The sequence below is a fragment of the Denitratisoma sp. genome (assembly GCA_032027165.1).
In the GTDB taxonomy this organism is placed as follows: domain Bacteria; phylum Pseudomonadota; class Gammaproteobacteria; order Burkholderiales; family Rhodocyclaceae; genus Desulfobacillus.
Genome location: JAVSMO010000001.1, coordinates 3,039,274 through 3,053,073, shown reverse-complemented (window position 1 = coordinate 3,053,073; position 13,800 = coordinate 3,039,274). Strand labels below are relative to the sequence as shown.

Below are 13,800 nucleotides of genomic sequence, written 5' to 3'. Positions count from 1 at the left end.
GGGAATCCGGCAACATCGCCTCGCATGTCGCCAAGCTGAAGGCCATCGGCCTCAACGTCGTGGTGACGGAGGCGCGGCGCATCGAGGACGTGCCGGCCGACCTGGAGCGCCTCGGCGCCCTCTCCGGCGCCGGCACCGGGGCACGCGCGGCGGCGGCGAAGTTCCGCGACCGACTGGCGGCGCTGCGCGCGCGCTACGAGGGCAGGCCAACGGTGCGCGTCTTCTACCAGGTGTGGAACCAGCCGCTGATGACCGTCGGCGGCGGCCAGATCATCTCCGACGCGATCCGCCTGTGCGGCGGCGAGAACGTCTTCGCCGCGCTCAAGCCGATGGCGGCGGCGGTGACGGTCGAAGCCGTGCTGGCCGCCGACCCGGAGGCCATCGTCGCCAGCGGCATGGGCGACGCGCGGCCCGAGTGGCTGGACGAATGGCGCCGCTGGCCGGCACTCTCCGCGGTCGCCCGCGACAACCTCTTTTTCGTTCATCCCGACCACCTGCAGCRCCACRCGCCKSKCWYYYWYRMMSRYMTMGAKSKGYWKWRSMAGCACCTCGAGACGGCGCGTTCGCGTCGCATACCGTAGGTCGGGCTTCAGCCCGGCAACGTCGGCCGAAGTCGGCCTGAAGGCCGGCCTGCGAACCGGCCTACGCAGGCACGAAATGGCGTCCGGTTCCATCCGGAATCTCCCGCAGCGGATAACCGTACAGGCGCGACAGCGACTCGGCGGTGAGCACCGCCGCCACCGGCCCTTCCAGCGTGCGGCCCTCGCCGAACAGCAGCAGGGCGCGGTCGGCGTGGCGCAGGGCCAGGTTGATGTCGTGCAGCACCATGACGATGCCGACGCCGTCCTCGCGCGCGCGCCGCGACAACAGTTCGAGCACGGCGATCTGGTGGTTGAGGTCGAGGTGGGCGAGCGGCTCGTCGAGCAGGTAGAGGCGCGGCTGCTGCGCCAGCAGCGCGGCGATGGCCAGGCGCTGCCGCTCGCCGCCCGAGAGCGTGTGCACCTCGCGGCTGCCCAGTCCGGCGAGGTCCACCGCCGCCAGCGCCTCGCGCGCGAGGCGCTCGTCTTCCTTCCCTTCCCAGTGCCAGCGGCCAAGGTGCGGATGGCGGCCGATCAGCGCCGTCTCCAGCACGGTCGACTGGAAGGCGTCGAGATGGCCCTGCGGCAGCAGGCCGCGCAGCTGGGCGGCGCGGCGGGCGTCCAGCGCGGCATAGTCCTCGCCGCAGAGGGCAATCGTGCCGGCCTCGGCCTCGCGCAGGCCGGCCAGCGTCGTCAGCAGCGTCGTCTTGCCGGTGCCGTTGCGGCCGAGGATGGCCAGGCGCTCGCCGGCGGCCAGGTCGAAGCCGAGCCCGGCGGCGACGCGCACGCTGCCGATGTTGACGTCGAGGTCGCGGACGGAAAGCAAAGCCGTCATGCCGCGCTCCCGCGCGGACTGCGCGTCAATAAATACAGGAACACCGGCACGCCGATCAGCGCGGTCAGCACGCCGACCGGCAGCTGCTGCGGCGCGACGATGGTGCGCGCCAGGGTGTCGGCCAGCGTGAGCAGCGCGCCGCCGGCCAGCGCCGCCGCCGGCAGCAGCACGCGCTGGTCGTTGCCGACGGACAGCCGCACCAGGTGCGGCACGATGAGGCCGACGAAGCCGACCGAGCCGGTGGTCGTCACCGCCGCCGCGGTGGCCAGCGCCGCCAGCACGTAGACGCCGCCGCGCAGCCGCGCCACCGGCACGCCGAGGGCGCGCGCCGTGAGGTCGCCGCGCGCCAGCAGGTTGAGGTCGCGCGAGAAGGGCAGCGCGGCAAGGAGCCCCAGCGCCAGCATGGCGAGCGCCGGCCAGAACGACGCGGCATGCGACAGGTCGCCCATCAGCCAGAACAGCATGCCGCGCAGCTTGTTCTCCGGCGCGATGGAAAGGATCAGCGCCACCGCCGCGCCGCAGCCGGCGGCCACGATGACGCCGGTCAGCAAGAGCCGCGTCTGCGTCCACGAGCCGTCGCCGCGCGCCAGGCCGAACACCAGCAGCGTGGCGGCCAGCGCGCCGGCGAAGGCGCCGCCGTTGACCAGCAGCAGCGGCAGGCCGAGCAGCATGGCGCCGAGCGCGCCGACCGAAGCGCCGCCGGAGATGCCGAGCACGTAGGGATCGGCCAGGGGATTGCGCAGCAGCACCTGCATCAGGGCGCCGGCGAGCGCCAGCAGGCCGCCGCAGGCGAAGGCGGCCAGGGCGCGCGGCAGGCGCAGCTCGCGCACCACTTCCGCCGCCACGCCGGCGGTGTCGCCGAGCAGGGCGCGGCCGACGTCGGCCGCGGACACCGGCAGGCTGCCCGCCGCCAGCGCGACGGCCAGGCTCGCCAGCCCGACCAGGGCCAGGAGCAGGATCACCAGCAGGGCGCGGCGGCGTGTCGGCACGGCTGACTTTTCCTATTTGAAGTCGTAACGCGCGCTCAAGTGGAAACTGCGCCCGTCGGCCGGATAGTAGTAATGGTCGACGATCCAGGGCGAGTAGCCGGCATACGGCGCATAGCGCTTGTCCAGGGCATTGAGCAGCCGCGCGGTCACGGTCCACGGCTTCAGGTTCCAGGCGGCCTGCAGGTCCAGCGTCGTATAACCGGACAGCGTTCCCCGCACGTTGCTGAAGTCGCCGCTGTAGCGGCGCGACCCGACGTGGTTCGCCACGGCGGTGTAGATGCCCGCCCGGCCGGCGTCCCAGGTGAGTTGCAGGGTGAGCTTGTCGCGCGGCACCAGCGGGACGCGCTGGCCGTCGTAGGGACCGTCGCGGAACTCGGCATCGGTGTGGGCGTAGGCCAGCTTCGCCTTGAGCCGCCCGGCGATGCGCCAGTCGAGCTCGGCCTCGAGGCCCTGGCGGCGGGTCGCATCGAAGTTGACGTTGGCGCCGAGCGCACCGTCGTAGCCGATTTCGTCCTTCAGCTGCATGCGATAGAGCGCGGCGCGCGCCTGCACCGGCCCGAGGCTGGCGCTGCCGCCGATCTCGCCGATGCGGCCGTGCTGCGGGCGCAGGTCGCCGGCGAAGGCGGGGTTGCCGGTGAGCGGGTTGAAGCTGAACAGCTCGTCGGTGTTGGCGAAGCGGAAGGTGGTGCCGAGCTTGCCGTAGGCGCGCCAGCCCTGGCCGGCGTAGCTGGCGCCCAGATCCCAGGCATTGCGCCGCCGCACGGCGCTGCCGTCCATCGCCGGCGAGAACCATGGCGCATAGGCGTCCTGGTGGGCGCTTTGATCCATGCGCTGGCTGCGCCCGCCGAGCGTGACCGCCCAGGCGTCGGTCAGGTTGGTGGTGTTCTGGAAGTAGGCGGCGGTGCTGGTCTGCGATGCGCTCTGGCGCGGCGCCGTCGTGTAGCGCGCGTCGACATCGCCGTCGTAGTGGTCGAGGCCGAGCACGGTCTCGCTGGCCAGGCCGCCGAGGCCGTGGCGCCAGCGCAGCCGCGGGGTGAACGACAGCATGTCCTTGGCGCGATCGGAGCGGCTGCCGAAGGAGACGTAGTCGGCGTGCTGGTCTTCCCGCTCGGCGGAGAGTTCCGCCTCCAGCGTCAGCGCATCGGTCAGCGGCAGCTTGACGCCGGGGCGCAGGCGATGGCCGTCGCGCTTCTGCCAGTCGTCGGGCGAGGCACTCGAACGCGGATCGGCGCGCCAGGCGGCGCGGGTCAGGTAGCCGGGCAGGCCCGAGGAGTCCTTGTAGGCGGCCCAGTCGACGAAGACCTCGCCGGCGCCGACATAGAAGCCGACGCGGCCGGACAGCGCCTGCTGGTCCTGCTGGCTGTTGCGCCGCCAGCCGTCGGTCTCGGCGTGATGGGCGAAGACGTTGAAGTAGCCGCGCTCGTTGCCGGCGGCGCCGTGGGCGTCGAGCCCGCGGTGGCCGAAGCTGCCCGCCGTGGCCGTCACCGCCGCGCGCGGACGGCCGGACTTGTCGGTGACGATGTTGATGACGCCGCCGCTGGCGCGGTCGCCGTAGAGGACGCTGCCGGCGCCGCGGACGATCTCGATGCGCTGGATGCTCTCGAGCGGAACCGCCGACCAGCTGATGGAGCCCATGTCGATGGGGTTGAGGCGCTGGCCGTCGACCAGGATCAGGGTGTTGCTGGCGGCGGTGTCGCCGAAGCCGCGCAGGTCGACGCTGGCATCGACGCCGAGGCTGCCGTAGAGGGTGCGCACGTCGACGCCGGCATGGTTGCGCAGGACGGCGGGCAGGTCGAAGGCGGGCGTGTTGCGGATGTCCTCGCGCGTGATGACGCTGATGTTGGCCGGCACGCGCGGATCGGCTTCGGCGAAGCGGGTGGCGCTGACGATCACCGTCGCCTCGTCGGCGGCGGCATGGCTGGAAGGGTGGAACAGGGCGGCGATGGCAAGCGCCGCGGCTCGATGCCTGAAGTGCATGTGGAGGGCTCCCTCAAGTCCGGCCTGCGTCCCCGCTGCCGGACAGTGTCGATAAAACGGAACGCGAGAGGGAGCCGGATCGGAGCGGGCAGGACCCGGAGCCGGCGGCCGCACCCCCGCGGCGATTCCGAACTGGTCCGTTCTAGGCCGGTATCCGGGCTCGCGAGTCTTGATCCGCCGCCTTCCCGGGCATTCACCCAGTGGCTATGTGTGGCGGACCCGCACTCGCTTACCGTTGCGGGGGCAGCCGAGGCATTGCCGGCAGGGCCGGCGCACCTCGTTCCCGTTTAACCCGCCGGCGGAGGGCCGGCAGAGCACCTGGAACAGGATGCCGCGTGGCAAAAAACCACACGGCGCGACGGATTATAGCGGGAAAAAATCAAAGTCAGTCCCCGCAGGACGGCGCCAGCGTCACAAATAACATTCAGAATTGCCTGTTATTGCTTGACGTGAAACTGCTTTTTTTGTTAGTTTGTCGCGATGGACCGGGAACTCTTCGCCCTCGAGGAACGCATCGAGCAATTCATCACGCTGTGCCAGAACCTGCGCACGGAAAATCAGGAATTGCGCACGCGGGTGGCCGGCCTCGAAGTCGAGCGCAACCGCCTCAATGAAAAGATCGAGACGGCCTGCACCCGCCTGGAGTCCCTCATGGAGCGGATGCCGGAGCAATGAGCAAGAAGGAAGCCAATACGCTCGACATCGTCCTGATGGGCCGCGAATACCGCGTCGCCTGCCCGCCGGATGAACGCGAAGCCCTGCAGACCGCCGTCGCCTTCGTCGACGAGAAGATGCGCGAAATCGGCGAAAAGACCAAGTCCACCGGCGAGCGGCTCGCCGTCATGACGGCCCTCAACCTTGCCCACGAACTGCTCTCCATCAAGCTGCCCGGCGGCTTTGACATGCAGGAGTTCCGGCGTAGAATCGCTTCCATGCAGGCGCGGCTCGACGAAGCGATGGCCAGCCAGGAACAGTTGTTCTAGCAGCCCCCGCGCCGCCGATCCGGCGCCCCCGAATTCCCCTGCAGTGTTCGCCAAGGTCATACATTCCTTGAACCAATGACTTGGCATAGGCCGCGGACCACAGCGTCACTTTTGTGAGCGTCCCATCGTCGGACGCACCTGCGGTGACCGGAAAGCGGCCGCTCTGGACCTCAGGTTCAGGATGCCGGCCTAGCGGCACAGGCGGGGGATCCTTCAAAAAGCGCGGAGCTTTCCGCGCTTTGTTTTTTGCAGGACGCGGCCCATGCGCTACTGGCTGATGAAATCCGAACCCGAGGCCTACGGCATCGACGACCTCGCCCGCGACAAGGCGACCGCCTGGTGGGGCGTGCGCAACTACCAGGCGCGCAACTTCATGCGCGACCAGATGCGGCTCGGCGACCGCGGCTTCTTCTACCATTCCAATTGTGCCGAGCCGGGCATCGTCGGCATCGTCGAGGTGTGCAAGCTGGCCTACCCCGACGCCACCCAGTTCGACCGCAAGCACAAGTACTTCGACCCGAAATCCTCGCCGGACGACCCGCGCTGGCTGAACGTGGACGTCAAGCTGGTGAAGAAGACGCCGCTCGTCGGCCTCGCCGAACTGCGCCGCCACAAGGAACTCGCCCACATGCGCGTGCTGGCGAAGGGCAACCGCCTGTCGATCACGCCGGTCGACCCGGCGGAATGGAAGTTCATCACGGAAAAGCTGATGAAATGAACTGGTGGTGGCTCGCCTACCCGCTGCTCGGCTGCTTTGCCGGCTTCATCGCCGGGCTGTTCGGCGTCGGCGGCGGCCTGACCATCGTGCCGCTGCTGTTCATGCTCTTCGCCGCGCAAGGCTTCCCGGCCGAGCACGTCATGCACCTCGCGCTCGGCACCTCGATGGCGACCATCGTCGTCACCTCGGTTTCCAGCATGCGCGCCCACCACGGCCACGGCGCCGTGCGCTGGGAGATCGTGCGGGCGATGGCGCCGGGACTCGTTCTCGGCACGCTGGGCGGCTCGCTCTTCGCCAGCCTGGTGCCGACGCGGCCGCTGGCCTTCGCCTTCACCGCCATCGTCTACTACGCCTCGGTGCAGATGGTGCTCGACTTCAAGCCGAAGCCGACGCGCACCCTGCCGCGCGCGGCCTGGATGTTCATCGTCGGCACCGCCGTCGGCATCGTCTCCAGCCTGGTCGCCGCCGGCGGCGGCTTCCTCTCGATCCCCTACATGGTCTGGCACAACGTGACGATCCACCACGCCGTGGGCACCTCGGCGGCGCTCGGCTTCCCCATCGCCGTGGCGGGGACGATCGGCTACATCGCGTCGGGATGGAACGCGACGAACGTGCCGCCCTTCAGCCTCGGTTATGTCTACCTGCCGGCCTTCATCGGCGTCTCCGCGATGACCATGCTCATCGCGCCGCTCGGCGCGAAGACGGCGCACCGGCTGCCGGTCAAGCAGCTGAAGCGCGCCTTCGGCGGCTTCCTCGCGCTATTGGCGACCAAGATGCTGCACGGCCTGATCGCCTAGGACACCCTCACGGCTTCAGGTAGGCGAAGCCTTCCTGCGCCTGCAGCCGGCCGATCTCCGCCACGCCGGAAGGCACGATCTTCGCCTCCGGATGCACCTTGCTCTTGTCGATCTTGCGCCCCTTCAGGGTGAATTCGCAGACGCGGAAGTCGACGCCCTTCATGACGAGGTCGTCCACCGCGGCGTCGTAGGGATTGCCGTTCTTGTCCTTGGCGCCCTCGAGCAGGAAGTCGATCCCCTTGTAATGGGTGACCACGACGATTTTCGCTTTCGGATCGACGGCAAGGTGGTTGCGGATGTTGCGCAGGCCGTCGCTGGCCTGCTCCAATCCACCGTTGATGTGGTAGATGACCTTGTTGGCATCCGCGCTCTTGCCGGCCGTGCCGCCGCCGGAGGCGCAGGCCACGGCGGCGAAAAGGATCAGAAAGGCGGACAGGGCCCGCTGCAGCAGATTGGCGCTTTTCATTGCGATTCCTTTCGTTGGCGTGTCGTTTTCGCTGCGGCTATGGCCGCACCACCGTCCAGCCCTGCTTGCTCTTTTCGACGATCTCGATGACGCCGGCCGGCACATAGGCAATCTTCGGGTGCATGTCGGCCCTGGTGAGCTTCTGGCCCTTCATGGTGTTCTCGCACATCCGCACGTCGGCGCCTTCCGCCAGCGCGTCGTCAACGCGGTTGGCGATCGTCGAGTCGAACTTGAGCATGCCGGAACCGAGCCCGAAGACGACCACTTCGACCTGCACCTTGTCCTTGCCATAGGCGGCCTGGACGTTCTTGACGACATTCAGCGCCTGGTTCCAGGTTTTCGGGTTGTCGTCGCTGACCTGGATCACGACGCCCGGCCTGGCCGGTTCGGCCAGCGCGGCGGATGCACCCAGCGCAAGGAGTGCGCCCGAAAACACGAGTTGAAAGAATGTCCTGCGAATCATGATGGCTCCTCTCTATTGGAAAATGCGCCGTCAATGGTTGTTCTGGAATCCGGCGGCGGCACAAGGTAAGACGCGCCGCCGGCCGGGTTTATTCCGTGCGCCGGCCATGGAATAAAACCGGCGCGCAACGCGTCATAATGTGACGGGAGGAAAAACCGATGAAATGGTTGCAGACGCGGGCGCAGCGCGAGTTGACCGAAAAGATCGAGGCCAGCCGCGGCCGCCTCTATCGCGTTGCCTTCGCCTGGTGCCACGATGCCCCCCTCGCCGACGACCTGGCGCAGGAGGCCTTGGCGCGCGGCCTGGCCAGGACCGATCAGTTGCGCGATGCCGAAAGGCTGTCGAGCTGGCTGTTCTCGATCCTCCATCGCTGCTGGGTCGACCACCTGCGCGGCCGACGCGAGGACCTGGACGAGGAGGCGCTCGCCGAGATGCCTTCCGACCTGCCCGGACCGGAGGGTTACGCCGAGCAGCAGGAAACGGTCAACCGGGTGCGGGCCGCCATTGCGGCGCTGCCGCTCGGACAGCGCCAGGTCGTGACCCTGGTCGACCTGGAGGAGTTTTCCTATGCGGATGTCGCGGCCATTCTTTCGATACCGATCGGCACCGTGATGAGCCGGCTGTGCCGCGCGCGCGAGGCGCTGCGCGCGCTGCTGGAGCCGGCTGCGGCGCAGCCGCGCCTGAGGAGCGTGAAATGAGCGAAGCAAGAAGGGACTTTTCCGACGAGCGGCTGAACGCCTTCGTCGACAACGAACTCGGCAGCGAGGAGCGCGAGGAGATCCTCGCCGCCATCGCCGAGGACGCCGAACTGAGCCAGCGCCTCTGTGCGCTGCGCGCCAGCAAGGAGCTGGTGCGCCACGCTTACAGCCATGTTCCGGCCTATTCCCGCAAGCGGGGTCGCCGCGTTTCCCTGTGGAGCGGCGCGCTGGCCGCCGGCCTGGCGCTGGTGGCGGGCGTGCTGATCGGCTGGCAGGGACATCGCGTCTCCGTCTCGCCCGGCGAGCCGGCACTGGCCTGGATGGGCGGCCTGTTCGCGCCCCAGCCGACGCGCGTGCTGCTGCATCTGGACAGCTCGCAAGCCGAGCGCATGGAGGAGGCGCTGGACATGGCAGAGGCCTATCTGGCCAAGGCCGGCCATGCCCGGGTGGAACTGGTGGTCAACAATTCCGGCCTCGACCTGCTGCGGCAGGAGGCCACGCCCCACGCCGCGCGCATTGCCGCCCTCGCCGCACGCCACGACATGCTGGCGTTCGTCGCCTGCGGCAACGCCATCGCGCGTTACCGCAGCGCCGGGCTGGATGTCACGCTGGTACCGGAAGCAAGGGTGGAGCGCACCGCCGTCGAGCACATCGTCGACCGCGTGCGCCAGGGCTGGACTTATCTGAAGATCTGAACGGGGTGGGACGGGTTCGGATCGACGGGATCGGCCGCAAAGCCGATGCCGGAAAAGGCCGTAACCAGGCAGAGGGCCACGAAGGCCAGCAGCACCTTGGCCTTGTGCTTCCACGGGCTGTCCGGCTGGTTCAAATTGTCTCGACGCATCGCCTCGCTCCTCTATCTGGCTGAAACTCCACGCTCTTTGGCGCGGATTCGGCAACAATACACCCCGCCGAACGGCAGGCACAACGAATTATTTGATGCCTGAATCAAAACGCATCAGCCGGCGAAACGTTGACGCAGCAGGCTCTTCTGCACCTTGCCCATGGCGTTGCGCGGCAGGTCGTCGACGAAAAACACGGCCTTCGGCACCTTGAAGCCGGCGATGCGGCCCTTCAGCTCGGCGATGATGCCCTCGGCGGCGAGGCCGGCGCCATCCCGGCCGCGCACCACCACGGCGGTGACCGCCTCGCCGAAGTCCGGATGCGGCAGGCCGATCACGGCGGACTCCGCCACGCCGGGCAGGGCGTCGATGGCCTCCTCGATCTCCTTCGGGTAGACGTTCAGCCCGCCGGTAATGATGAGGTCCTTGCTGCGGCCGATGATGGCGAGGTAGCCGTCGGCGTCGAAGCGGCCCAGGTCGCCGGTGCGAAAGTACCCGTCCGGCGTGAATTCCACCTGCGTCTTCTCCGGCATCTGCCAGTAGCCGGCGAAGACGTTCTCGCCGCGCACCTGGATGTGGCCGATCTCGCCGGCCGGCAACGGCTGGTCGGCGTCGTCGACGACGCGCACCTCGGTGCCCGGCAGGGGAAAGCCGACCGTGCCGCCGCGCCGCTCGCCCTCGAGCGGGTTGGAAGTGAACATGCCGCCCTCGGTCATGCCGTAGCGCTCGAGGAGGGTGCGGCCGGTGCGTTCGCGGAATTCATTGAAGGTCTCCGGCAGCAGCGGCGCCGAGCCGGAGATGAACAGGCGCATGTGCGACACGGCTTCGCGCGTCAGCCCCCTCTCCTGCAGCAGCCGCACGTAGTAGGTCGGCACGCCCATGAACACCGTCGCCGCCTGCATCAGGCGCAGCGCGCGCGCCGCGTCGAACTTCGGCTCGAACAGCATCGGACTGCCGTTGAGCAGCGCGCAGTGCGTGGCGACGAAGAGGCCGTGCACATGGAAGGTCGGCAGCATGTGCAGCAGCACGTCGCCCGGGCGGAAGCCCCAGTATTCGTGCAGCACCCGCGCGTTGGCGGCCAGGTTGCGGTGGGTCAGCATCGCCCCCTTCGAGCGGCCGGTGGTGCCGGAGGTGTACACGATGGCGGCAAGGTCGTTGTCGGCCCGCTCGACGGTGGCGAAGTGCGCCGGCATCTGCGCCGCCGCCGCCGCCAGGCTGCCCTCGCCGCGCGCGCCGAGGTCATGCACCAGCGGCAGGCGGCAGGCCCAGGCCAGCTCCTGCGCCTCCTCCAGCCGCTCGGGCGCGCAGACGAACAGTCCGGGCCGGGCGTCGTCGAGGAAATACGCCACCTCGCTGCGCGTGTAGGCCGGATTCAGCGGCAGGAAGACGCAGCCGGCGCGCAGGCAGCCGAGGTAGAGCAGCAGCGCCTCGGCGGATTTCTCCACCTGGGCGGCGACGCGGTCGCCCGGCTTCAGCCCCGCTTCGACCAGCAGGGCGCCGTAGCGTGCGGACTGACTTTCCAGTTCGGCGTAGCTCAGGCGCCGGCCGTCGGGCAGGATCAGGCAGGGCGCCCCGCCCTCGGCCGGGAAGCGCGAGGCCAGCAGGCCGTACAGGTTCATGCCTTCGCCAGCCGGCGGATGGCGGCCGTGGCGGCGATGCGGTCCTCGCCGACGAAGGCTTCCACGTTCCGCTCGATCTCGTCGGGATCGTAGAGATAGTTCACCATCAGGCCGCAGGACTGCTTGAATCCCTTGACAGAGGTATCCGCCAGGTAGTCGATGCGCTCGATGCGGGCGCCGTTGCCGAGATGGAAGCGCGCCACCGGGTCGAAGGGGCGGCCGTTCTGGCGGACGGTGTAGAGATAGCGCGCCGCCAGCCGCTCCAGCGGGTCGCGCAGGCGGCGCGCTGCCTCCTTGTCCTTCGCCCACTCGCCCGACTGCAGCTGGGCCAGCGTCAGGCCGAGGCCCTCGAGGGCCTCCGGCGCGCGCTTCAGCCAGGCGCAGAATTGCGGCAGCGGCGACAGCGTGGCGAAGGTCTTCAGCTGCGGGAAATCGCGCTTCAGGTCGTCGATGACGCGCTTCAGCAGGAAGTTGCCGAACGTCACGCCGCGCAGGCCGGCCTGGGTGTTGGAGATGGAGTAGAAGATCGCCGTGTCGGCGCGCTCGGTCTCGAGCACCGGGGCGTGCTCGTCGAGCAGCGCCTGGATGTTGCCGGAGAGTTCCCTGGTCAGCGCCACCTCGACGAAGATCAGCGGCTCGGCCGGCATGCGCGGATGGAAGAAGGCGTACAGGCGGCGGTCGGAACCGAGCCGGTTGCGCAGGTCGCTCCAGGAGCGGATCTCGTGCACCGCCTCGTACTGGATCAGCTTCTCCAGCAGCGAGGCGGGGGAATTCCAGGTGATGCGCTGCAATTCGAGGAAACCGACGTCGAACCAGGCGGTCAGGCGCGACTCCAGCTCGCGGTCGAGCACGGCCAGCTCCTCGTCCTTGTCGAGGAAGCGCAGCAGGTCGGCGCGCAGGTCGACGAGGAACTTCACCCCCTGCGGCAGGGCGTTGAACTGGGTCAGGATGCGGATGCGCGAGGAGCGCAGCGCGGCGCGCAGGTCGGCTTCGGCGTCCCACTGGCCGGGCGTGCCGGCCGCGGCCTGATAGGCACGGTGCGCGGCATCCACCTTCGCCGGATCGGGACCGAAGTCGAGGGCGATGCGCCGCAGGAACGCGTGGCGGCCGGCGTCGTCGAGGCCGAGGTAGGTCTCGCCCAGCTTCGCCGCCCGGCCGCGCGCGGCGACCTCGCCGCCGGTGCCGGCGGCGCATTCCTGCAATTGCCGGCGCAATTGCGCCAGCAGCTTCGGCGTCATGGCCTGGCGCCCCGGCTTGCCGCCGACGAGGGATTTGACGCGCCCGAGAATGCCTTCCATGCCGCCTCCTATTTGCCGCGGAACAGTGGCGCGCGCTTTTCGAAGAAGGCGGAAAGGCCCTCGCGATAGTCCTCGCTGTCGAGGAAGGCGAAGCTGGCCTTCAGCTCCTCCGAAGTCAGTCCCTGCGGCACGGCGGTGAGGCGGCGCACCAGCTTCTTGTGCATGCGCGCGGCCAGCGGCGCGCCGGCGGCGATGCGGCGGGCGGCGGCATAGGCCTCCTCCGCCACCAGTTCATCGTCGACGACGCGGGTGACCAGGCCTTTTTCATAGGCCTCGTCGGCGCCGAGGATGCGGCCTTCGAGCAGGATCTCCAGCGCCACGGCCGGGCCGGCCAGCGCCAGCAGTCCGGTCAGTTCGCCCGGCGCCATGGAGAAGCCGAGCTTGTTGATCGGCGCGCCGAAGCGCGCCGAGCGGCCGCAGATGCGCAGGTCGCACTGGCCGGCGATCTCCAGGCCGCCGCCGATGCAGGCGCCGTGGATCAGGGCCACCGTCGGATGCAGGCAGTCGCGCACGGCGCCCAGCGCCTGCGCCACCCACTCCTCGTGGTAGACCAGGGCGCGCTCCAGCGTGTCGCGCAGGGTGAGGAACTCCTCGAGGTCGCCGCCGGCGGCGAAGGCCTTCTCGCCGGCGCCGCGCAGCACGACGCAGCGCAGGCTCTCGTCGGCGGAGAGCTCCTCCATGACGACGCGCAGGCGCCGCCACATCGAGGCGTTGACGGCGTTGAGCTTGGCCGGGTTGTTCAGCGTGACGGTGGCGACGACGCCGTCGCGCGCGACGAGAATCTCTTCAGGCATGGGCTTTGGCGGCATGCATTTTCGCCAGGGCGGCGCGGCCGGACAACAAATGGGAATGCATCAGCGCTTCTGCCGAGGCGGCATCGCGCTCGCGGATGGCGGCGAGGATGTGGCGGTGCTCCTCCAGCGACTGTTTCAGGCGCCCTTCCAGCCGCAGCGAATCGCGCCGCGTGAGCTTGAGCACCTTGCGCAGGTCGTCGATGACCTGCTTCAGCCAGCGGTTGCCGGAGAGCATCTGCAGTGCCTCGTGGAATTCCTGGTTCACCTCGAAGAAGCCGTTGACGTCGCCCTTCGCCGCCTGGCGCTCGAGCTTCTCGTGCAGGGCTTCGAGGCGCTTCAGGTCGGCGGCCGTGGCCTTCTGCGTCGCCTCGAAGGCGCAGCGCCCCTCGAGGAGAGCCATCAGCGGAAAGATGTCGTCGAGGTCGCGCTCGGCCAGCTCGGTGACGTAGCAGCCGCGGCGCGGCTTCAACGTGACCAGGCCTTCCGAAGCCAGCACCTTGAGCGCCTCGCGCAGGGGCGTGCGGCTGATGCCGTACTGCTCGGCCAGGGCCTGCTCGTCGACCCAGGCGCCCGGCTGCAGCTCGTGCGAGAAGATGCGCTGGCGCAGGCGTTCGGCGACCTCCAGATAGAGAGCGGGTTGGGCAATGCTGCTTGGGCTCATTGCTTAATTTGTCGTCCTGGCGATTGTCTTGGCCACTATTGCATTCATAATTATGGATACAGTATTATGCTATCCGATGGAT

16 protein-coding genes, 1 other RNA gene and 1 riboswitch are annotated in these 13,800 nt (G+C 68.9%); of the genes, 7 read left to right on the top strand and 10 right to left on the bottom strand.

Going from position 1 to position 13,800, the window contains the following annotated elements; all coding sequences use genetic code 11:
* Positions 1-642: 642 nt before the first annotated feature.
* From ROZ00_14905 to ROZ00_14895, 3 genes are read right to left on the bottom strand one after another with little or no spacing between them, the layout of a single operon-like run.
* The gene (locus tag ROZ00_14905; GenBank protein MDT3737515.1) at positions 643-1,413 is read right to left on the bottom strand and encodes an ABC transporter ATP-binding protein; all 771 of its coding nucleotides are present in this window, start codon (positions 1,411-1,413) and stop codon (positions 643-645) included.
* Positions 1,410-2,402 (bottom strand): iron ABC transporter permease, encoded by a 993-nt coding sequence (locus ROZ00_14900; protein ID MDT3737514.1) that lies wholly within the window; start codon positions 2,400-2,402, stop codon positions 1,410-1,412. The genes ROZ00_14905 and ROZ00_14900 overlap by 4 nt, the downstream gene beginning before the upstream one ends.
* Before the next feature lie 12 nt (positions 2,403-2,414).
* On the bottom strand, positions 2,415-4,379 hold the full coding sequence (locus ROZ00_14895) for a TonB-dependent receptor (protein MDT3737513.1): 1,965 nt from the start codon (positions 4,377-4,379) through the stop codon (positions 2,415-2,417).
* A gap of 127 nt (positions 4,380-4,506) precedes the next feature.
* Positions 4,507-4,716: riboswitch (cobalamin riboswitch) on the bottom strand.
* A 143-nt stretch (positions 4,717-4,859) separates the two neighbouring features.
* Between ROZ00_14895 and ROZ00_14890 the strand changes: the two genes are divergently transcribed.
* The 5 genes from ROZ00_14890 (at position 4,860) to ROZ00_14870 (ending at position 6,877) form a co-directional block, all read left to right on the top strand.
* The gene (locus ROZ00_14890; GenBank protein ID MDT3737512.1) at positions 4,860-5,054 is read left to right on the top strand and encodes a hypothetical protein; all 195 of its coding nucleotides are present in this window, start codon (positions 4,860-4,862) and stop codon (positions 5,052-5,054) included.
* Positions 5,051-5,362, top strand: a complete 312-nt coding sequence (locus ROZ00_14885) for a cell division protein ZapA (protein ID MDT3737511.1) — start codon at positions 5,051-5,053, stop codon at positions 5,360-5,362. Before ROZ00_14890 ends, ROZ00_14885 begins: the two co-directional genes overlap by 4 nt.
* Positions 5,363-5,394: 32 nt before the next feature.
* Positions 5,395-5,574, top strand: a non-coding RNA gene (ssrS, locus tag ROZ00_14880) — 6S RNA.
* A 50-nt stretch (positions 5,575-5,624) separates the two neighbouring features.
* A complete protein-coding gene (locus ROZ00_14875; GenBank protein MDT3737510.1) occupies positions 5,625-6,080 on the top strand; it encodes an EVE domain-containing protein in 456 nt (151 codons plus the stop codon).
* Positions 6,077-6,877 (top strand): sulfite exporter TauE/SafE family protein, encoded by an 801-nt coding sequence (locus ROZ00_14870; GenBank protein MDT3737509.1) that lies wholly within the window; start codon positions 6,077-6,079, stop codon positions 6,875-6,877. Before ROZ00_14875 ends, ROZ00_14870 begins: the two co-directional genes overlap by 4 nt.
* A 7-nt stretch (positions 6,878-6,884) precedes the next feature.
* On the opposite strand, the gene ROZ00_14865 is transcribed toward ROZ00_14870, so the two are convergent.
* Both ROZ00_14865 and ROZ00_14860 read right to left on the bottom strand, forming a co-directional pair.
* The gene (locus ROZ00_14865) at positions 6,885-7,343 is read right to left on the bottom strand and encodes a DsrE family protein (GenBank protein MDT3737508.1); all 459 of its coding nucleotides are present in this window, start codon (positions 7,341-7,343) and stop codon (positions 6,885-6,887) included.
* A 37-nt stretch (positions 7,344-7,380) separates the two neighbouring features.
* The gene (locus tag ROZ00_14860; GenBank protein MDT3737507.1) at positions 7,381-7,806 is read right to left on the bottom strand and encodes a hypothetical protein; all 426 of its coding nucleotides are present in this window, start codon (positions 7,804-7,806) and stop codon (positions 7,381-7,383) included.
* 158 nt (positions 7,807-7,964) lie between these two features.
* Here ROZ00_14860 and ROZ00_14855 point away from each other — a divergent pair, with 158 nt between their 5' ends.
* The gene (locus ROZ00_14855) at positions 7,965-8,504 is read left to right on the top strand and encodes an RNA polymerase sigma factor (GenBank protein MDT3737506.1); all 540 of its coding nucleotides are present in this window, start codon (positions 7,965-7,967) and stop codon (positions 8,502-8,504) included.
* Entirely contained in the window at positions 8,501-9,199 is a 699-nt protein-coding gene (locus ROZ00_14850) for a DsrE family protein (protein MDT3737505.1), read from the top strand. Before ROZ00_14855 ends, ROZ00_14850 begins: the two co-directional genes overlap by 4 nt.
* Here the strand turns inward: ROZ00_14850 and ROZ00_14845 are convergent.
* The 5 genes from ROZ00_14845 to ROZ00_14825 all read right to left on the bottom strand — a co-directional run bounded on the left by ROZ00_14845 (position 9,184) and on the right by ROZ00_14825 (position 13,718).
* Positions 9,184-9,348, bottom strand: a complete 165-nt coding sequence (locus ROZ00_14845; GenBank protein ID MDT3737504.1) for a hypothetical protein — start codon at positions 9,346-9,348, stop codon at positions 9,184-9,186. The two genes, ROZ00_14850 and ROZ00_14845, sit on opposite strands and share 16 nt — an antisense overlap.
* Before the next feature lie 114 nt (positions 9,349-9,462).
* Positions 9,463-10,965, bottom strand: coding sequence for a malonyl-CoA synthase (locus tag ROZ00_14840; protein MDT3737503.1), 1,503 nt, complete (start codon positions 10,963-10,965; stop codon positions 9,463-9,465).
* Positions 10,962-12,263 (bottom strand): malonyl-CoA decarboxylase, encoded by a 1,302-nt coding sequence (locus ROZ00_14835; protein ID MDT3737502.1) that lies wholly within the window; start codon positions 12,261-12,263, stop codon positions 10,962-10,964. The genes ROZ00_14840 and ROZ00_14835 overlap by 4 nt, the downstream gene beginning before the upstream one ends.
* 8 nt (positions 12,264-12,271) lie before the next feature.
* The gene (locus tag ROZ00_14830) at positions 12,272-13,057 is read right to left on the bottom strand and encodes an enoyl-CoA hydratase-related protein (protein MDT3737501.1); all 786 of its coding nucleotides are present in this window, start codon (positions 13,055-13,057) and stop codon (positions 12,272-12,274) included.
* A complete protein-coding gene (locus tag ROZ00_14825) occupies positions 13,050-13,718 on the bottom strand; it encodes a GntR family transcriptional regulator (GenBank protein MDT3737500.1) in 669 nt (222 codons plus the stop codon). The genes ROZ00_14830 and ROZ00_14825 overlap by 8 nt, the downstream gene beginning before the upstream one ends.
* Between the last annotated feature and the right edge of the window lie 82 nt (positions 13,719-13,800).

What these genes read in the sequence shown, in the direction of transcription:
- ROZ00_14850 (MDT3737505.1), top strand. Translation starts at nt 8,501, where the DNA reads ATGAGCGAAGCAAGAAGGGACTTTTCCGACGAGCGGCTGAACGCCTTC.
- ROZ00_14830 (MDT3737501.1), bottom strand. Translation starts at nt 13,057, where the DNA reads ATGCCTGAAGAGATTCTCGTCGCGCGCGACGGCGTCGTCGCCACCGTC.
- ROZ00_14865 (MDT3737508.1), bottom strand. Translation starts at nt 7,343, where the DNA reads ATGAAAAGCGCCAATCTGCTGCAGCGGGCCCTGTCCGCCTTTCTGATC.
- ROZ00_14875 (MDT3737510.1), top strand. Translation starts at nt 5,625, where the DNA reads ATGCGCTACTGGCTGATGAAATCCGAACCCGAGGCCTACGGCATCGAC.
- ROZ00_14870 (MDT3737509.1), top strand. Translation starts at nt 6,077, where the DNA reads ATGAACTGGTGGTGGCTCGCCTACCCGCTGCTCGGCTGCTTTGCCGGC.
- ROZ00_14835 (MDT3737502.1), bottom strand. Translation starts at nt 12,263, where the DNA reads ATGGAAGGCATTCTCGGGCGCGTCAAATCCCTCGTCGGCGGCAAGCCG.
- ROZ00_14895 (MDT3737513.1), bottom strand. Translation starts at nt 4,379, where the DNA reads ATGCACTTCAGGCATCGAGCCGCGGCGCTTGCCATCGCCGCCCTGTTC.
- ROZ00_14845 (MDT3737504.1), bottom strand. Translation starts at nt 9,348, where the DNA reads ATGCGTCGAGACAATTTGAACCAGCCGGACAGCCCGTGGAAGCACAAG.
- ROZ00_14905 (MDT3737515.1), bottom strand. Translation starts at nt 1,413, where the DNA reads ATGACGGCTTTGCTTTCCGTCCGCGACCTCGACGTCAACATCGGCAGC.
- ROZ00_14825 (MDT3737500.1), bottom strand. Translation starts at nt 13,718, where the DNA reads ATGAGCCCAAGCAGCATTGCCCAACCCGCTCTCTATCTGGAGGTCGCC.
- ROZ00_14890 (MDT3737512.1), top strand. Translation starts at nt 4,860, where the DNA reads ATGGACCGGGAACTCTTCGCCCTCGAGGAACGCATCGAGCAATTCATC.
- ROZ00_14860 (MDT3737507.1), bottom strand. Translation starts at nt 7,806, where the DNA reads ATGATTCGCAGGACATTCTTTCAACTCGTGTTTTCGGGCGCACTCCTT.
- ROZ00_14885 (MDT3737511.1), top strand. Translation starts at nt 5,051, where the DNA reads ATGAGCAAGAAGGAAGCCAATACGCTCGACATCGTCCTGATGGGCCGC.
- ROZ00_14840 (MDT3737503.1), bottom strand. Translation starts at nt 10,965, where the DNA reads ATGAACCTGTACGGCCTGCTGGCCTCGCGCTTCCCGGCCGAGGGCGGG.
- ROZ00_14855 (MDT3737506.1), top strand. Translation starts at nt 7,965, where the DNA reads ATGAAATGGTTGCAGACGCGGGCGCAGCGCGAGTTGACCGAAAAGATC.